Source organism: Streptomyces sp. NPDC021356, from assembly GCF_040641015.1.
In the GTDB taxonomy this organism is placed as follows: domain Bacteria; phylum Actinomycetota; class Actinomycetes; order Streptomycetales; family Streptomycetaceae; genus Streptomyces.
The window spans coordinates 173,378-187,996 of record NZ_JBFACU010000001.1; the positions used below are offsets into that span (position 1 = coordinate 173,378).

Genomic DNA, 14,619 nt, shown 5'->3' on the forward strand with positions numbered 1-14,619 from the left:
CCGCCGCCCCGGCAGAGCACGCCAGCGGGCCGCCCCGTCGCCGGCGGGGCGGCCCGGTACGTCCGTGGCTCGGCCGTCAGACGGAGCTACGGCTCCTGCGGCGCAGGGTGAGGTACGTCCCCGTGGCCCCGACGGCCAGCAGCGCGCCCGCGCCGATGCCCAGCGCGAGGGCCGGTGAGGAGGCGTCGGTGGACGCGGCGGCGCTCTCGAAGGCCGGGCCGGGCGTGATGGACGTCGTCCCCGGCGCCACGGAGCGGATCGGCCCGACCGACCTGACCGAGCCGTCGCGGTTCAGCAGCACCTGCTTGCCGTTGGGGTGACGGAAGTCGAACATGCCCGCCAGCGAGCCCGCGGTCGCGTCGAAGGAGTGGTCACCGATGCGCCCGGTGTGCCAGTTGTCCTCGATGAACCGGATGATCGACGCCTGGTCGGTCTGGGTGTGGTCGACCTTGTTGACCTTGCTGTACGGGGAGATGACCAGCAGCGGCTGACGGGTGCCGGGGCCGCACCGGTCCTGGTAGCCGCCGGCCGCCTTGGGCCCGGCCTGGCAGGCGGGGCTGTCGGTGGCCTTGCCGTTGGAGCCGACCGAGGTGTCCGTCGAACCGTTGCGCACCTGGGCGTAGGCGTGGTCGTACCAGCCGTCGGAGTCGTCGTAGGCGATGACGATCGCGGTGGACTTCCACTGCGGCGAACTCTGGATCGCGTTGATCTGGTCGACCAGGAAGTGCTGTTCGTCGATCGGGTCGGAATACCCGGCGTGCCCGTCCTGGTAGGAGGGGGCCTTGACGAAGCTGACGGCCGGCAGCCTGCCCGCCTTCAGCGCCGCGGAGAGGTCGGTCAGGTCGTAGTTGTGGTTGGCCCGGCCGTCGTGCCCGATCTCGGCGACGTTCCTCGGCGGCAGGTGGTGCGGGTTGGCCGTCGACCTGTAGTACGCGAACGGATTGTGGTGCGGGCTGTAGTCGACGACCTGGGCGCCGCCGACGTTGGCGTGCGCGGTGTCGCACTTGGCGTACTCGCCCTGCGCGCCGCTCCATGCGGTGGACGGCCGGAAGCCGCCCTGGAACCAGCCCCAGCTGACGTGCTTGCGGTTGAGGAGGTCGCCGATGTTGCGGCCCTTCATCACCGCGAGCGCGTTGCGGCTGGTGTGGTTCTTGCCGGCGCAGTCGTCGAAGGCGGGGTCGGGGTCGTTGATCATCGTGCCGACACCGTTCGCGTCGGGCGACTTGACGGTGTACGGGTCCGGCGTGGACGTCTGCTTCGGGTTCTGTGTGCCGGAGGCCGGGTCGACGGAGATGATGCCGTGCGTCTGGCCGGACGCCAGGTTGATGGCGCCCGGCGTGGACGGGCCGTAGTTCGAGCCGAAGGAGCGGTCGCTCAGGGCGTAGTGCTGGGCGTAGTTCCACATCGCGGTGACGGTGTTGCCGTCGTAGTAGTCCATGACGAGGCCCGGCTCGCCGAACAGACCGCCGCTGCACTTGCCGACCTCGGTGTTCTGCACGAACTGGTCGGCCCTGCCGCCGTTGTAGGCGTACTGCTCGGGCCCGTAGGAGTGGTTCTGGTCGCAGGTGACGGCCTGCTCGGGGGTGAGCCGCTTGGGCGCGTACTGGTTGGGGTTGTGCTCCAGCAGCCCGGCGTGCGCCAGGGTGTCGATGTCCTTCGGGGTCCTCTTCGACGCGGTGAACTTCGTGCCGTCGGTGTTGGCGGCCTTCGGGTAGGTGGCGAAGTAGTGGTCGAAGGAGATGTTCTCGTCGAAGAGGACGACGACGTGCTCGACGGGCGTCGCGGTCGCGCCGCGCCCGTGCCCCGCGGCGGGCACGGCGGCCCAGCCGGGGGCGGCTCCGCCCAGGACGGTGAGCGCCGCGGCGCCGGCCAGCGCCCCGAGGCTGCGCATCGTTGCTCGTCTTCCCCTGCTGGCCATGTGGGTCCACCTTCCGGGCGGGATCGTGGCTGCGGCGTACGGGCTGGGATGCTCCGCCGCGCCGGCGGCGCGGCGGAGGAGCCATGATGACGCGGGAATGAACACCGGGTCAGGCAACCAGAGACAATTCTTGACCCTGTATTGACCAAACAGGGGAGCAAATCGCGCCTAACCGATCACGGCGCGCCCCAGGAGAGCACGTCCGTACCAGTCCTCCTCGTTCCTCACGCCGGGCAGGGCGAAGAAGTACCCGCCGCCGAACGGCTTGATGTAGTCGGTCAGCGGCTCCCCTTCGAGCCGCTTCTGCACGGTTTCGAACTGACGGGCGAGATCCTGCTGGTAGCAGCAGAAGAGCAGGCCCATGTCCAGGTTGCCGTTGGCGTCCATGCCGCGGTCGTAGTTGTAGGCCCGGCGCAGGATGCGCTGGTCGGCGGTGGCGGCGGTGCGCGGGTTGGCGCGGCGGATGTGGGCGTCCAGCGGGATCACGTCGCCCTTGGGGTCGTCCGCGTAGTGGGGGGTGTCGTCCTCGAAGTCGCCGTCCAGGGGCGCGCCGGACTCCCGGGCCCGGCCGAACATGCGTTCCTGCTCGGTGAGGGAGACCCGGTCCCAGAACTCCACCAGCATGCGGATCAGCCGGACCACCTGGTAGCTGCCGCCGACCGCCCAGTCCGGTTCACCGCCGCCCTTGCCCACCCACACCAGCCGGTTCATCTCCCGGGCGTCACCGGCGTCCGGGTTGGCCGTGCCGTCCTTGAAGCCCATCAGGTTGCGCGGGGTGCCGGAGGGGCGGGGCGGGGAGGCGAAGCCGTCCAGCCGCCAGCGGACCTGGAGGCCGCCGCGCGTGTGCCGGGCGATGTCGCGCAGCGCGTGCAGGACGGTGTCCGGGTCGTCGGCGTGCAGGTGCAGACTGAGGTCGCCGTGGCACCATTCGGGCCTGAGGTCGTCGTCGGGGAAGGACGGCATGGCCTCGAGCCGGCGGGGGCGCAGCCCGCCCAGCCCGAAACGGTCGTCGAAGAGCGCGGCGCCGACGCCGACGGTCACGGCCAGCGCCCCGGAGGGCAGCCGGCCGCCCAGCAGGCCGGAGTCGGCGGGCGGGCCGGTGATGCCGACCGGCTCGGGCGTACCGCCTGAGGTCAGGAACCGGGCGCGCTCGGTCAGGGTGCGCAGGAGGCCGGTCAGTTCCGCCCGGTCGGCGGCGGTGACGTCGAAGGCGACGAAGGCGGCGCAGCGGCGCGGGGCGGCGAGCACCGACTGCTGGTGCGGGCCGTGGAACGGCGCGACGGCCGGTACGACGGGCCCGGCCGGCCCCGCGGTGAGGCCCGGACCGGCGGCAGCGCCCCCCGAGGCGAGTCCGGCACCGGCCAGCGCCGCCCCCCGCAGGAACCGGCGCCGCCCCACACCGGACGGCGGTCCCGCCGGCTCCTCGCACGCCGGGCCTTCGGCGCCCCGGCCCCCCGGCGCCCGCCCCACCGTCTCGCACTGGCCCGGCCGCCCCACTCCACCGGCCGGCTGCCCGCCCTCCACCGCGGCGGGCCCCGCGGCTCCTCCGCCCCGCCGCGGCGACGTGTCCCGCCCGGACCGCCCGCCCCACACCGTCCGCCCCGACCGATCCGCCCGTTCCGCCCGTTCCGCCCCCAGGGACCGCGTCGCCCCCTCGGACCGATCCGTCCCTCCCGTTCCCCCGAACGGGCCGGCGGCAGCGTCCGAGGTCGTCATGACGTCCTCCGCGGGTCGCACAGCGTGGCCACGGAGGCCAGTCGTTCCACCAGGTCGCCCAGCACGGCGTCGGTCCTTTCGCGTCGGGTACGGCTCAGCCGGTCCAGCGGCGTCCAGCGCTCCCCGTGCCGGAAGCCGTCGAGGAGGCTCCTGGCCCGCTCCATCCCCCGGTCCAGGCCCGCCAGTGCGGCGTAGCGGCCGGCGAGCAGCGGGTGCAGCCGCGACAGGACGGCACGGGTGCCGTCGAGGTTGGCCCGGGCGGTGGCGAGGGCGGAGCCGCTGCCGTAGTCGGTGCGGCCGGTCAGTTCGAACTGCACGGTGTTCTCCAGGATCTCGTGCGCCCGCAGGCCGAGCTGGGCCGGGTCCATGCGGGCCTGGGACCACGTGTCGCGCAACGCGGTGACCGCCCGCACCAGGGCCGCGGCCGGGGCCCGCAGGGTCCGGGCGCCCTCGCCGTGCCACAGGCCGTACTCGATGCGGTGGAAGCCGGTGAAGGACGGGTCGTGGACGCCGCCGGGCAGGCCCGCGTCGGTGCCGTTGATCCGCCCGTCGGCGTCGCCGAAGGCGTCGTAGGCCGCGCCCAGCCGCTCGTACTGGAGGTGTGCGGGCAGCCACGCCGTACGGGCCCGGCCGAGATCGCCCCGGTCGATCGCTTCCCGCAGCCGCCCGGTCAGCCGCACCACCTCGTCCAGGCCGCCCGCCACCCACTTCTGGTAGTCGATCGCCGGGGGGATCAGGTCGTGCTGGGTGATCGCGGCGGCGGCCGGGCCGGCGGTGCCGCGGTCGACGCGGACCGTCGGCCCGGTCACCGCGTCGGCGTCCTCGGGCACGCACCGGAACGTGTACGCCCCCTTGCCCACGCGGACGGTCAGCGTCCGGGTGGTGCCGGGACCGATGCCCTCGACCTCCCCGTACACGGCGTGGCTGCGCGGGTCCTCCAGGTAGACCTCGGCGGCCCGGTCGGAGACGTTGCGGAGTTCGAAGACCTGGACGCCGGGCTCGGGCTCGTCCCAGCCGCGCCCGCACCGGGCGGACGACACCTCCACGGTGGTGTGCGGCAGTCCGTCGGCCGAAGCGCCCGTGCCGCGGGAGGTACGGGCGGACGTCAGCGCCCCGGCGGCCCCGAGCACCAGGACCAGCAGCAGCGCCACCGCCGGCACCGCCACCCCGATCGCGGCCCGCGGCCCGATCCGCCGTACGCCCGAGCCGGGCACCCGCATTCCGGTCCTCCCCAGGTCCGCCCCGTGTGGTCGCGTCGTGCCGGACGACGGCCACCACCCTGGCAGACGGCCGGGAAAACCGGTACCCACGGGTTTCCCGAGGTGCGCCGGTGTGTCGCCCCGGTGCAGTGTGGAGGCGTGGGTGACTGGCAGCGACGCCTGACCGGCCGTGCGCAGCCGCGGCCATGGGGCCATGTGCTGCTGCTGGTCTCCGCCGTGCTCATCGTGCTCATCACCGTCTCCGACCTCGTGACCCCCACCGACATCCACCTCGGGCCGCTCCTGGTGATCGCGCCCGCGATCACCGCGTGGGCCGAGGGCCCGTGGACGACGGGCTGCGTCGGGGCGCTGTCGGTGGCGGCGCAGGCGTTCATCGGCTGGCACTCCCACTTGTTGCTGTCGCGGAACGTGGTCGTGCAGGTGGTCTCCCTCGCGGTGCTCTCCGCGCTGATCGTGGCGCTGTCCGTGGTCCGCGACCGGCGCCGCCGGGAACTGGCGCAGGTCCGGTCGGTCGCGGAGGCCGCGCAGCGCGTCCTGCTGTGGCCGCTCCCGGACCGGCTGGGATCGTTGCAGCTCGCCTCCCTCTACCTGGCCGCGGAGGACGAGGCGTCGATCGGGGGCGATCTGTACGCCGCCGCCCGTACCGGGAGGGGCGCCCGGCTGCTGATCGGTGACGTGCGCGGCAAGGGCCTGCCGGCGGTCGGGGAGGCGGCCCTGCTGCTCGGCGCCTTCCGCGAGGCCGCCCACCACCACACCGCCCTGCCGGCGCTCGCCGCGTCCCTGGAGCGCAGCATCACCCGCTACCTCGCCGACTTCGAACCGGAGGAGGAGGCGGGGGAACGGTTCGTCACGGCGCTGCTGCTGGAGGTCCCGGACGACGAACCGGTCGTCCGCATGACGAGTTGCGGACATGTGGCGCCTCTGCTGCTGGAGCAGGACGGCGGCGGCGTCAGTGTCCCGGACCTGAACCCCGCACCTCCGCTCGGCGTCGGGTTGACCGATGCCGGCGGCTCCACCGTCGACGTGCTCCCCTTCGGGCCGGGCGACACGCTGCTGCTGTACACCGACGGCGTGGTGGAGGCACGCGACCGGCACGGTGCCTTCTACCCGCTGACGGAACGCACCCCGCAGTGGGCCGGGTGCGCCCCCGAGGTGCTGCTCGACCACGTCCGGCGCGATCTGATCGCCCACACCGGCGGGCGCCTCGGCGACGACGTCGCCCTGATCGCGGTCCGCCGGGAGCCGTCCGCCTCCGCCGCCGCCAGGGTCGGCCGTGCCCTGCACGGCGCGCGCCCGGACGACGCCCCGGCGGCCGGGGCACAGCCGGAGCAGGCACGGCGCGGACAAGCCTGACCGGAGCAGTCCCGGCGGGAACAAGCCCGACCGAAGCAGGCCCTGCGGGACAAGCCTGGCCGAAGCAGGCCGACCGGGACCGCGCCTGAGCGGAGCAGGCCGACCGGGACGGCGCCCGGCCGCAGACCGTCAGGGGCAGGCAATCGGACCGGGACTTTCCAATATGATCACCAAAGCTCGTATAGTGACCGACAGTTGACCAGCACGTGTCACCCGTCACCAGCCAGGACCTGCCCAAGGCCCCGAACGAGGGCCGCTCTCGACCGAGCGGCGGCCGCCCGAGGACCCGATTGATGACCGCGCCCACGCCTCACGGCGAGCGACCCACCGTCCGCACTCTCGCTCCCCTTCCCGCCCTCACCGCCGTCGTGTCCGTCGCCGCGGTCGCGGGAGCGGTCTCGGCGGCGCCCGCCTCGGTACGCGCCCCGCTCGCCTGGGGGACGGGCGCGGCGGCCGCCGTCCTGGTGGTCGCCGTCTTCCTGGCCGTACGCGCGGCGCAGGGTGCCCGGATCGCCCGGCGCCGGCTGCACACGGCGGTCCAGGACGCTGAGCGCCTGACCCAGGAGCGGCACCGGGTGGTCGAGGAGGCGCAGCGTGAACGGCAGCGCCTCATCGACGAACTGGCCCGTCAGCGCGCCGAGTTCGCCCAGTCCTTCGCCCACGAACGGGCCAGGCTCGAGGACGCCGCCGCCCGCGAGACCGACCGCCTCCGGCACGAGAACGCCCGGCTCACCGGTGAGCTGGAGCGGGCCGGGCGGGCCCGGGACGCGGCGATCTCCGCCACCTCCAACGCGGCCGGGCGCATGCAGGCGCTGACCACCGCCATGCTCGCCGACCTGAGGGCCATGGAGGAGCGCCACTCGGACGAGGAGGTCCTGGCCGACCTGCTCCACCTGGACCACCGCACCGCGCAGGCCGGCCGCCTCGCCGACTCGGTCGCCGTCCTGACCGGCGCCCGTTCGGGGCGCCGCTGGGCGCGGCCCATCGCGATGGAGTCGATCCTGCGCGGCGCGCTGGGCCGCATCGCCGCCTACCGGCGGGTGCGGGTGCACGCGACCAGCGAGACCGCCGTGGCCGGACACGCGGCCGAGGGCGTGATGCACGCGCTCGCCGAACTCCTCGACAACGCGGCCAACTTCTCCCCGCCGACGTCCGAGGTCCACGTCTACGTCGAGGAGGTCCCCGCCGGGATCATCCTCTCCGTGGAGGACAGCGGCCTGGTGATGGGCGACATCCAGTTGCGCCGTGCCGAGCAGGCCGTCTCGGGCGACGTCTCGGAGCTGGGCGGCCTCACCGGCACCCGGCTCGGGCTCGCCGTCGTGGGCCGCCTGGCCCGCAAGTACGGTCTCAAGGTGTCCTTCCGGCCGTCCGCGCGCGGCGGTACGGGGGTGCTGATGCTCGTCCCCCAGGACATCCTCACCAGCCCCGTCGCCTCCCCCGCCCGGCCCTCCGGACCGCCCGCGCGCGACACCCGCGAGGACACCGCCGGGGGCACCGACCGGGAGGCGGCGGCCCAGGACGGCCCGCGGGCACTGCCGGCCGGGACGCGGGCCCTGCCCGCCGCCGAAGCCGCCGACGCCGGCGGCCCGGCACCCGTCCACGAGAGTGTGCCCGACGGCACGGACGGCGAGACGGCCGAGCGGGCCGCCGGGCTGCCGAAGCGGCGCAGGGGCCGCACCCTGGCCGAGGCCGAACGGGCCCGGTCGGCGGCCCGCCCCCCGGCCCCGCGCTCCGCGTCCACGGCCGAGGACGCCAAGGCCCGCGCCGCCCGCTTCGGCAGTTTCCGCCAGGCCGTGCGCCCGGGCACCGGCGACCAGGCGGCGACGCGGCCCGACCCGGCCACCGGATCCGCGCCGGCCGGGGGCGACGCCACCGCCCCGCCCGCATCGGCCGGCTCCCCCTCACTCCCCACCGCGCACCCGGAAGGCGACCCCATCTCATGACCGGCCAGACCACCGCCGACGACCAGCTCACCTGGCTCCTGGAGGGCCTGTTGGAGCGGACCCCGGGCGCGCGGCACGCGCTCGTGCTGTCCCGGGACGGACTGAAGCTGTGCCGCACCCCGGAGCTGACGGTCGACCAGGCCGACCAGCTCGCGGCGATCGCCGCCGGCATCCAGTCGCTCTCCCACGGCGCGTCGGCCGAGTTCGGTGACGGCAGCGGCGGCGTGCGTTCGGCGATGACCGAGTTCTACGGTGGGGTGCTGTTCATCGTGGAGGCCGGCGAGGGCGCTCATCTGGCGGTCGTCACCACCGAGGACGCGGACGCCGGGCTCGTCGGGCACAACATGAGCGAGCTGGTGGAACAGCTCGGCGAGTACCTGAGCGCCCGGCCCCGGACCTCATGAGCAGGCCCGGCAGGGACGACGCCCCGGACCGTCTCTACACCATCACCGGCGGGCGCACCAGCTCCGGCCCCGACAGCCCCTTCGACCTGGTCACCCTGGTCGTCGCCGAGTCGCAGCCGGCGCCTGGGATGCAGTCGGAACACGCCGCGATCCTCCGGCTGGCCCGGTTCCCCACGGCCGTGGTGGAGATCGCCGCCGAACTGCGGCTGCCCGTGAGCATCACCAAGGTGCTGCTGTGCGACCTGCTGGCGGCCGGCCGCGTCAGTGCCCGTCATCCGCGCAAGGCAGCCGTTTACGACCCCGACATCCTGGAGCAGGTGCTCGTTGGACTCCGCAACCTCTGACGCCCGTACCCCGTTGGGTGCCTCCGCCGACAACGGTCTGAAGATCGTCGTGGTGGGCGGTTTCGGCGTCGGCAAGACCACCCTGGTCCGCTCGGTCAGCGAGATACGTCCCCTCAACACCGAGGAGACCATGACGCAGGCGGGCGAGGCGATCGACGACGTCAGCGGTGTGCGCGGCAAGACCGCCACGACCGTCGCCTTCGACTTCGGCCGCATCTCGCTGGACGCCCACAACGTGCTGTACCTGTTCGGCGCCCCCGGTCAGGAGCGGTTCTGGTTCCTGTGGGACCGGCTGTTCTCGGGGACCCTGGGTGCGGTGGTGCTCGTCGACACCCGCCGGATCGGCGACTCCTGGTACGCCATCGACCGCCTGGAGCACCACGGCACGCCGTTCATCGTGGCCTGCAACGACTTCGGCGGGCCCGCCCACGCGCACGCCGAGATCCGTGACGCGCTCGACCTGGATCCGCAGGTGCCGCTGGTGGACTGCGACGCCCGTTCCCGGGAGTCCAGCAAGCAGGTGCTCATCACCCTCGTGCAGCACCTCAAGGACCACTACGCCGGCCAGGCCGCCGAACCGGCCCTGCCCCGACAGGAGTTCGTGTGACGACCCCCGACGCCGTCCCGCTCGACGCCGTCCCGCTCGGCGGCCCCCGGTTCGGGACCGAACCCGCCGTCCTGTACCGGGAGATGCGGCGCGACCACGGCGCCGTCGCACCGGTGCTGCTGGACGGTGACATCCCGGCCTGGCTGGTGCTGGGCTACCGCGAGCTGCACCAGGTGACCGGTGACCCGGTGCTGTTCAGCCGGGACTCCGAGCTGTGGAACCAGTGGGAGAACATCCCCGGCGACTGGCCGCTGCTGCCGATGATCGGCCGCAAGCAGCCGTCGATCCTGTACACGGTCGGGGAGCGCCACCGCGAGCGCGCCGCGATGATCAGCAACGCGCTGGAGGCCGTCGAGCCGTCCGAACTGCGGCGCCACTGCGAGCGGTTCGCCGACGAGCTGATCGACGCGGTGTGCGCCGAGGGCACCGCCGACCTGGTCGCCGACTACGCGATGCTGCTGCCGGTGCGGGTCCTCGCCCGTCTCTACGGGTTCTCCGACGAGGAGGGCCCGGCCCTGGTGACCGCCCTCAACGACATGATCGACGGCCGGGAGCGGGCGATCGCGGGCCAGACGCACCTGGCGCGTTCCATGGCGGCGCTGCTCGCGGCGCGCCGGGAGCGGCCCGCGGACGACGTGGCCTCCCGGATGCTGGCCGACACCGGCGCCTTCAGCGAGGAGGAGGTCGCGCAGGACCTGATGGTGATGATGGCGGCCGGTCACCAGCCGACCGCCGACTGGATCGGCAACTCGCTGCGGCTGATGCTGACGGACGAACGGTTCGCCGCCTCCCTGTTCGGGGGCCGCAACAGCGTCGCCGAGGCGATGAACGAGGTGCTGTGGGAGGACACGCCCACCCAGAACGTGGCCGGGCGCTGGGCCAGCCGCGACACCCAGCTCGGAGGGCGTCGCGTCCGCGCCGGCGACCTGCTGCTGCTCGGTCTGCAGGGCGCCAACTCCGATCCCCAGGTACGCACCCACGGTTCGGCCCTCACCGGCGGCAACAACGCCCACTTCTCCTTCGGCCACGGCGAGCACCGCTGCCCGTTCCCCGCGCAGGAGGTCGCCGAGGTGATCGCGCGGACGGGCATCGAGGTGGTCCTCGACCGGCTGCCGGACATCGACCTGGTGGTGCCCCCCGCTTCCCTCACCCGTCGTCCCTCCCCCTGGCTGCGGGGGCTGACCGAGTTGCCCGTGCGGTTCACTCCGACCCCTGCCCTGGGAGGCACGTCACGATGACGACCGGCACCGAAGAAGCGACCGGCACCGACAGCACGCGCATCGCCCTCGATCCCTTCGTCACCGACCTGGACGGGGAGAGCGCCCGGCTGCGCGCCGCCGGACCGCTGGCCGCCGTCGAACTTCCCGGCGGCGTCCCGGTGTGGGCCGTCACCCACCACGCCGAGGCCAGGGCCCTGCTCACCGATCCGCGGCTGGTCAAGGACATCGAGGTGTGGGGTGCCTGGCGGCGCGGGGAGATCCCCGCCGACTGGCCGCTGATCGGCCTGGCCAACCCGGGCCGGTCGATGCTCACCGTGGACGGCGCCGAACACCGCAGGCTGCGCGCGCTGGTGGCGCAGGCGCTCACCCCGCGCCGCGTGGAGCGGATGCGCGAGCGCATCGAGAAGCTCACGCAGGACCTGCTCGACGGACTTCCCGCGGACGGCGGGACCGTCGATCTCAAGGCAGCGTTCGCCTACCCGCTGCCGATGTACGTCGTCGCGGACCTCATGGGCATCGAGACGGCCCTGCTGCCCCGCCTGAAGGTGCTGTTCGAGAAGTTCTTCTCCACGCAGACCCCGCCCGACGAGGTCGTCGCCACACTGACCGAGCTGGCCCGGATCATGGGCGACACGGTGGCCGCCAGACGTGAGGCGCCCGGCGACGACCTGACCAGCGCCCTGGTCCTGGCGTCCGAGGACGGCGACCACCTGACCGACGAGGAGATCGTCTCCACGCTCCAGCTGATGGTCGCGGCCGGTCACGAGACGACGATCTCGCTCATCGTCAACGCGGTGGTCAACCTGTCCACGCACCCGGAGCAGCGCGCGCTCGTGCTGTCCGGGCAGGCCGACTGGACGGCGGTGATCGAGGAGACCCTGCGCCACTCGACGCCCACCTCGCACGTCCTGATCCGCTTCGCGACCGAGGACGTGCCGGTCGGTGACCAGGTGATCCCGGCCGGGGACGCGCTGATCGTGTCGTACGGCGCGATAGGCCGCGACGAGCAGGCGCACGGGCCGAGCGCCGGCGACTTCGACGTCACCCGCGAGTCCGGGACGCGCCACATCTCCTTCGGGCACGGCCCGCACGTCTGCCCGGGCGCGGCGCTCTCCCGCCTGGAGGCCCAGGTCGCGCTGCCCGCGCTCTACGCGCGTTTCCCGCGCCTGGACCTCGCGGTGCCGGCGTCCGAGCTGCGCAACAAGCCCGTGGTGACCCAGAACGACCTGTTCGAGCTGCCGGTCCGGCTGTGCTCGTAGGGTGGGGGGCGTCCCGCCGGTCCCGGCGGGACGCCCGTCACCGCACCACCCGGAGAAACACCCGATGACCCACGTCGCGGACCTTGAGCGCTACAACGGCACGATGCGTTACCGGCGCACCGGACGCTCGGGGCTCGACCTGCCCGTCCTGTCCCTCGGCTACTGGCACAACTTCGGCGACGACCGGCCGTTCGAGACCCAGCGCGAGATCGCCCTGCGCGCCTTCGACCTCGGCATCACCCACCACGACCTGGCGAACAACTACGGCCCGCCCTACGGCTCGGCCGAGACCAACTTCGGCCGCCTGATGCGGCAGGACCTCGCGCCCTACCGGGACGAACTGGTGGTCTCCACCAAGGCCGGCTGGGACATGTGGCCGGGCCCCTACGGACAGGGCGGCGGCTCCCGCAAGTACCTGCTCGCCTCGCTCGACCAGTCGCTGAAGCGGACGGGCCTGGAGTACGTCGACATCTTCTACTCCCACCGGCTGGACGCGAGCACGCCGCTGGAGGAGACGATGGGCGCCCTGGACACCGCCGTCCGGCAGGGCAAGGCCCTGTACGTGGGCATCTCCTCCTACGACGCCGAGCGGACCCGGCAGGCCGCCGCGATCCTGCGCGAGCTGGGCACCCCGCTGCTCATCCACCAGCCGTCGTACAGCATGGTGAACCGCTGGATCGAGACGGAAGGCCTGCTCGACGCCGCCCAGGAGGAGGGCTTCGGCGTCATCGGCTTCACCGCCCTGGCCCAGGGGCTGCTGACCGGCCGTTACCTCGACGGCGTACCCGAGGACTCGCGGGCGGCACAGGGCACGTCCTTCGACACGGCGTGGCTGTCGGACGACATGCTGCGCCGGCTGCGCGCCCTGAACGACATCGCGGCGCGCCGCGGGCAGAGCCTCGCCCAGATGGCGCTCGCCTGGGCGCTGCGCGACGGGCGCGTCACGTCCCTGGTCGTCGGCGCCTCACGGGTCGAGCAGTTGGAGCAGAACGTGGCCGCGCTGGACAACCTGGACTTCAGCGCCGAGGAGCTGGCGGAGATCGACAAGTACGCCACCGACGGCGGCGTCGACCTGTGGCGCGAGGCCCGCACCGGCACCCTCTCCTGAACGGCGCACGCCGGGCGACGCACCACGGCGAAGCCCCCGCCCTGCACGGGACGGGGGCCTTGCGCGTGAGCGTTGGGCAGGCCTTGCACCTGCATCTCCCCGCGGGAAGCGGGGTGTCTTTCCTTGGACCACCAACGCGCGGCCGGGCGCCGGGAGTTCCGGCGGCCTGCTCGTGTTCCACGGTAGTCAAGGTCCGCCGCTCGCGCCTCACGGGACGCGCCCCGCTTCACCCGAACGCGCGAGCACGGCTGGTCAGCGCCCCGGTCCGTACTCGGGTGCGTCCCGGCCGAGCGGGCGCCGGCGGGAACGGCCGCATCCCCGGCTCCCTGGGTCGGCAGCAGACGTCGTACGGTGCGGGGCAGGGCGCCCTGCGATACGAGTACGGGCCGCCCCCGCCGAGGAGGCCACCTCCATGGACCGGATGCTCGCCGCCCGCCTGCACGTGCCGAGCCGCACCCTGCGCGTCGAAGAGGTGCCCCGCCCCCGGCCCGGCCCGGACGAGGTCCTGGTGAAGGTGGAGGCCGCCGGGGTGTGCCTGTCCGACGTGCACCTGATCGACGGAACCCTCAGCCCGGTGCTGCTGCGGGAGGACACCGTGACCCTGGGGCACGAGGTTTCGGGCACCATCGTGGAGACCGGGGCCGGGGTCACCCGGTGGACGACGGGGCAGCGGGTCGTGCTGCACGCCGGGGAGTTGCGCGACGGCGCCGCCCACACCCGCGGGGTGGACTACGACGGCGGCTGGGCCGAGTACGCGCTGTCCTCGGCCCACGCCCTGCTGCCGCTGCCCGACACCATCCCCTTCGAGCTGGGCGCGATCCTCCCCGACGCCGTGTCGACCCCGTGGGGCGCCATCACCGCCACCGGTGCGGTGCGGCCCGCCGAGGCGGTCGGCGTGTGGGGCGCGGGCGGGCTGGGGGTGCACGCGGTCCAGTTGCTTCGTGCCGTGGGCGCGTGCCCCGTCATCGCGGTCGATCCGAGCACCGCCGCCCGGGAGCGCGCCCTGGCCGTCGGGGCCGACCTCGCGCTGGACCCGGCCGACCCCGAACTGGGGGCCCGCGTCCGCACCGCGACCGGCGGGGCGGGCCTCGCGGCGGCGTTCGACTTCGCCGGAGTGCCCGCCGTGCGCGAGCAGGCCCTGTCCGTCCTGGCACCCAAGGGGCGGCTCGTCCTGGTCGGACTGACCGACAAGCCGCTCAGCGTCACGAACGGCACCCGGTTCAGCTACCTGCAGCAGCGGATCCTCGGCCACTACGGTTCCGACATGCCGGTGGCCCTCCCGGAGCTGCTCCGCCTGGTCCAGGGCGGTCGCGTGGACTTCTCCGCGTCGATCAGCGGGGTACTGCCGCTCACGCAGGCCGCGCGGGCGGTCGAGATGCTGGAGAAGAAGGAGGGCGACCCGGTGCGCCTCATCCTGCGCCCCTGAGAGTCCGCCCGGCAGGACGGCCGACCACGGGCGGCAGCACGGGTGTCAGATCGCGTGCGGTGCCCGTCGCGTGCGGTGCGGGTCCGGGGGCGGTCGGTGCC

The 14,619-nt window shown here is 73.8% G+C and carries 12 protein-coding genes; 9 read left to right on the forward strand and 3 right to left on the reverse strand.

Translation table 11 applies throughout. The features are described from left to right. Positions 1-76: 76 nt before the first annotated feature. From AB0G56_RS00770 to AB0G56_RS00780, 3 genes are all read right to left on the reverse strand, one after another. The gene (locus AB0G56_RS00770) at positions 77-1,918 is read right to left on the reverse strand and encodes an alkaline phosphatase family protein (protein ID WP_360961456.1); all 1,842 of its coding nucleotides are present in this window, start codon (positions 1,916-1,918) and stop codon (positions 77-79) included. 168 nt (positions 1,919-2,086) lie between these two features. Further along, on the reverse strand, positions 2,087-3,316 hold the full coding sequence (efeB, locus tag AB0G56_RS00775; protein ID WP_360961458.1) for an iron uptake transporter deferrochelatase/peroxidase subunit: 1,230 nt from the start codon (positions 3,314-3,316) through the stop codon (positions 2,087-2,089). A 314-nt stretch (positions 3,317-3,630) separates the two neighbouring features. Further along, entirely contained in the window at positions 3,631-4,854 is a 1,224-nt protein-coding gene (locus tag AB0G56_RS00780) for an EfeM/EfeO family lipoprotein (RefSeq protein WP_360961461.1), read from the reverse strand. Between the two features lie 138 nt (positions 4,855-4,992). Here AB0G56_RS00780 and AB0G56_RS00785 point away from each other — a divergent pair, with 138 nt between their 5' ends. From AB0G56_RS00785 to AB0G56_RS00825, 9 genes are all read left to right on the forward strand, one after another. Next, positions 4,993-6,207 (forward strand): PP2C family protein-serine/threonine phosphatase, encoded by a 1,215-nt coding sequence (locus tag AB0G56_RS00785; protein WP_360961464.1) that lies wholly within the window; start codon positions 4,993-4,995, stop codon positions 6,205-6,207. 293 nt (positions 6,208-6,500) lie between these two features. Further along, complete coding sequence (locus AB0G56_RS00790; protein WP_360961467.1) at positions 6,501-8,150, forward strand: ATP-binding protein; 1,650 nt, start codon at positions 6,501-6,503, stop codon at positions 8,148-8,150. Further along, positions 8,147-8,554 (forward strand): roadblock/LC7 domain-containing protein, encoded by a 408-nt coding sequence (locus AB0G56_RS00795; RefSeq protein WP_360961470.1) that lies wholly within the window; start codon positions 8,147-8,149, stop codon positions 8,552-8,554. Before AB0G56_RS00790 ends, AB0G56_RS00795 begins: the two co-directional genes overlap by 4 nt. Then, positions 8,551-8,898 (forward strand): DUF742 domain-containing protein, encoded by a 348-nt coding sequence (locus AB0G56_RS00800; protein WP_360961473.1) that lies wholly within the window; start codon positions 8,551-8,553, stop codon positions 8,896-8,898. The genes AB0G56_RS00795 and AB0G56_RS00800 overlap by 4 nt, the downstream gene beginning before the upstream one ends. Beyond that, positions 8,879-9,505 (forward strand): ATP/GTP-binding protein, encoded by a 627-nt coding sequence (locus AB0G56_RS00805; protein ID WP_360961476.1) that lies wholly within the window; start codon positions 8,879-8,881, stop codon positions 9,503-9,505. The genes AB0G56_RS00800 and AB0G56_RS00805 overlap by 20 nt, the downstream gene beginning before the upstream one ends. Then, complete coding sequence (locus AB0G56_RS00810; RefSeq protein ID WP_360961479.1) at positions 9,502-10,743, forward strand: cytochrome P450; 1,242 nt, start codon at positions 9,502-9,504, stop codon at positions 10,741-10,743. Before AB0G56_RS00805 ends, AB0G56_RS00810 begins: the two co-directional genes overlap by 4 nt. Continuing rightward, the gene (locus tag AB0G56_RS00815) at positions 10,740-11,984 is read left to right on the forward strand and encodes a cytochrome P450 (protein ID WP_360961482.1); all 1,245 of its coding nucleotides are present in this window, start codon (positions 10,740-10,742) and stop codon (positions 11,982-11,984) included. Before AB0G56_RS00810 ends, AB0G56_RS00815 begins: the two co-directional genes overlap by 4 nt. Positions 11,985-12,048: 64 nt before the next feature. Then, a complete protein-coding gene (mgrA, locus tag AB0G56_RS00820; RefSeq protein ID WP_360961485.1) occupies positions 12,049-13,092 on the forward strand; it encodes an L-glyceraldehyde 3-phosphate reductase in 1,044 nt (347 codons plus the stop codon). Between the two features lie 412 nt (positions 13,093-13,504). Then, positions 13,505-14,518, forward strand: coding sequence for a zinc-binding dehydrogenase (locus tag AB0G56_RS00825; RefSeq protein ID WP_360961488.1), 1,014 nt, complete (start codon positions 13,505-13,507; stop codon positions 14,516-14,518). The last annotated feature ends 101 nt before the right edge of the window (positions 14,519-14,619 follow it).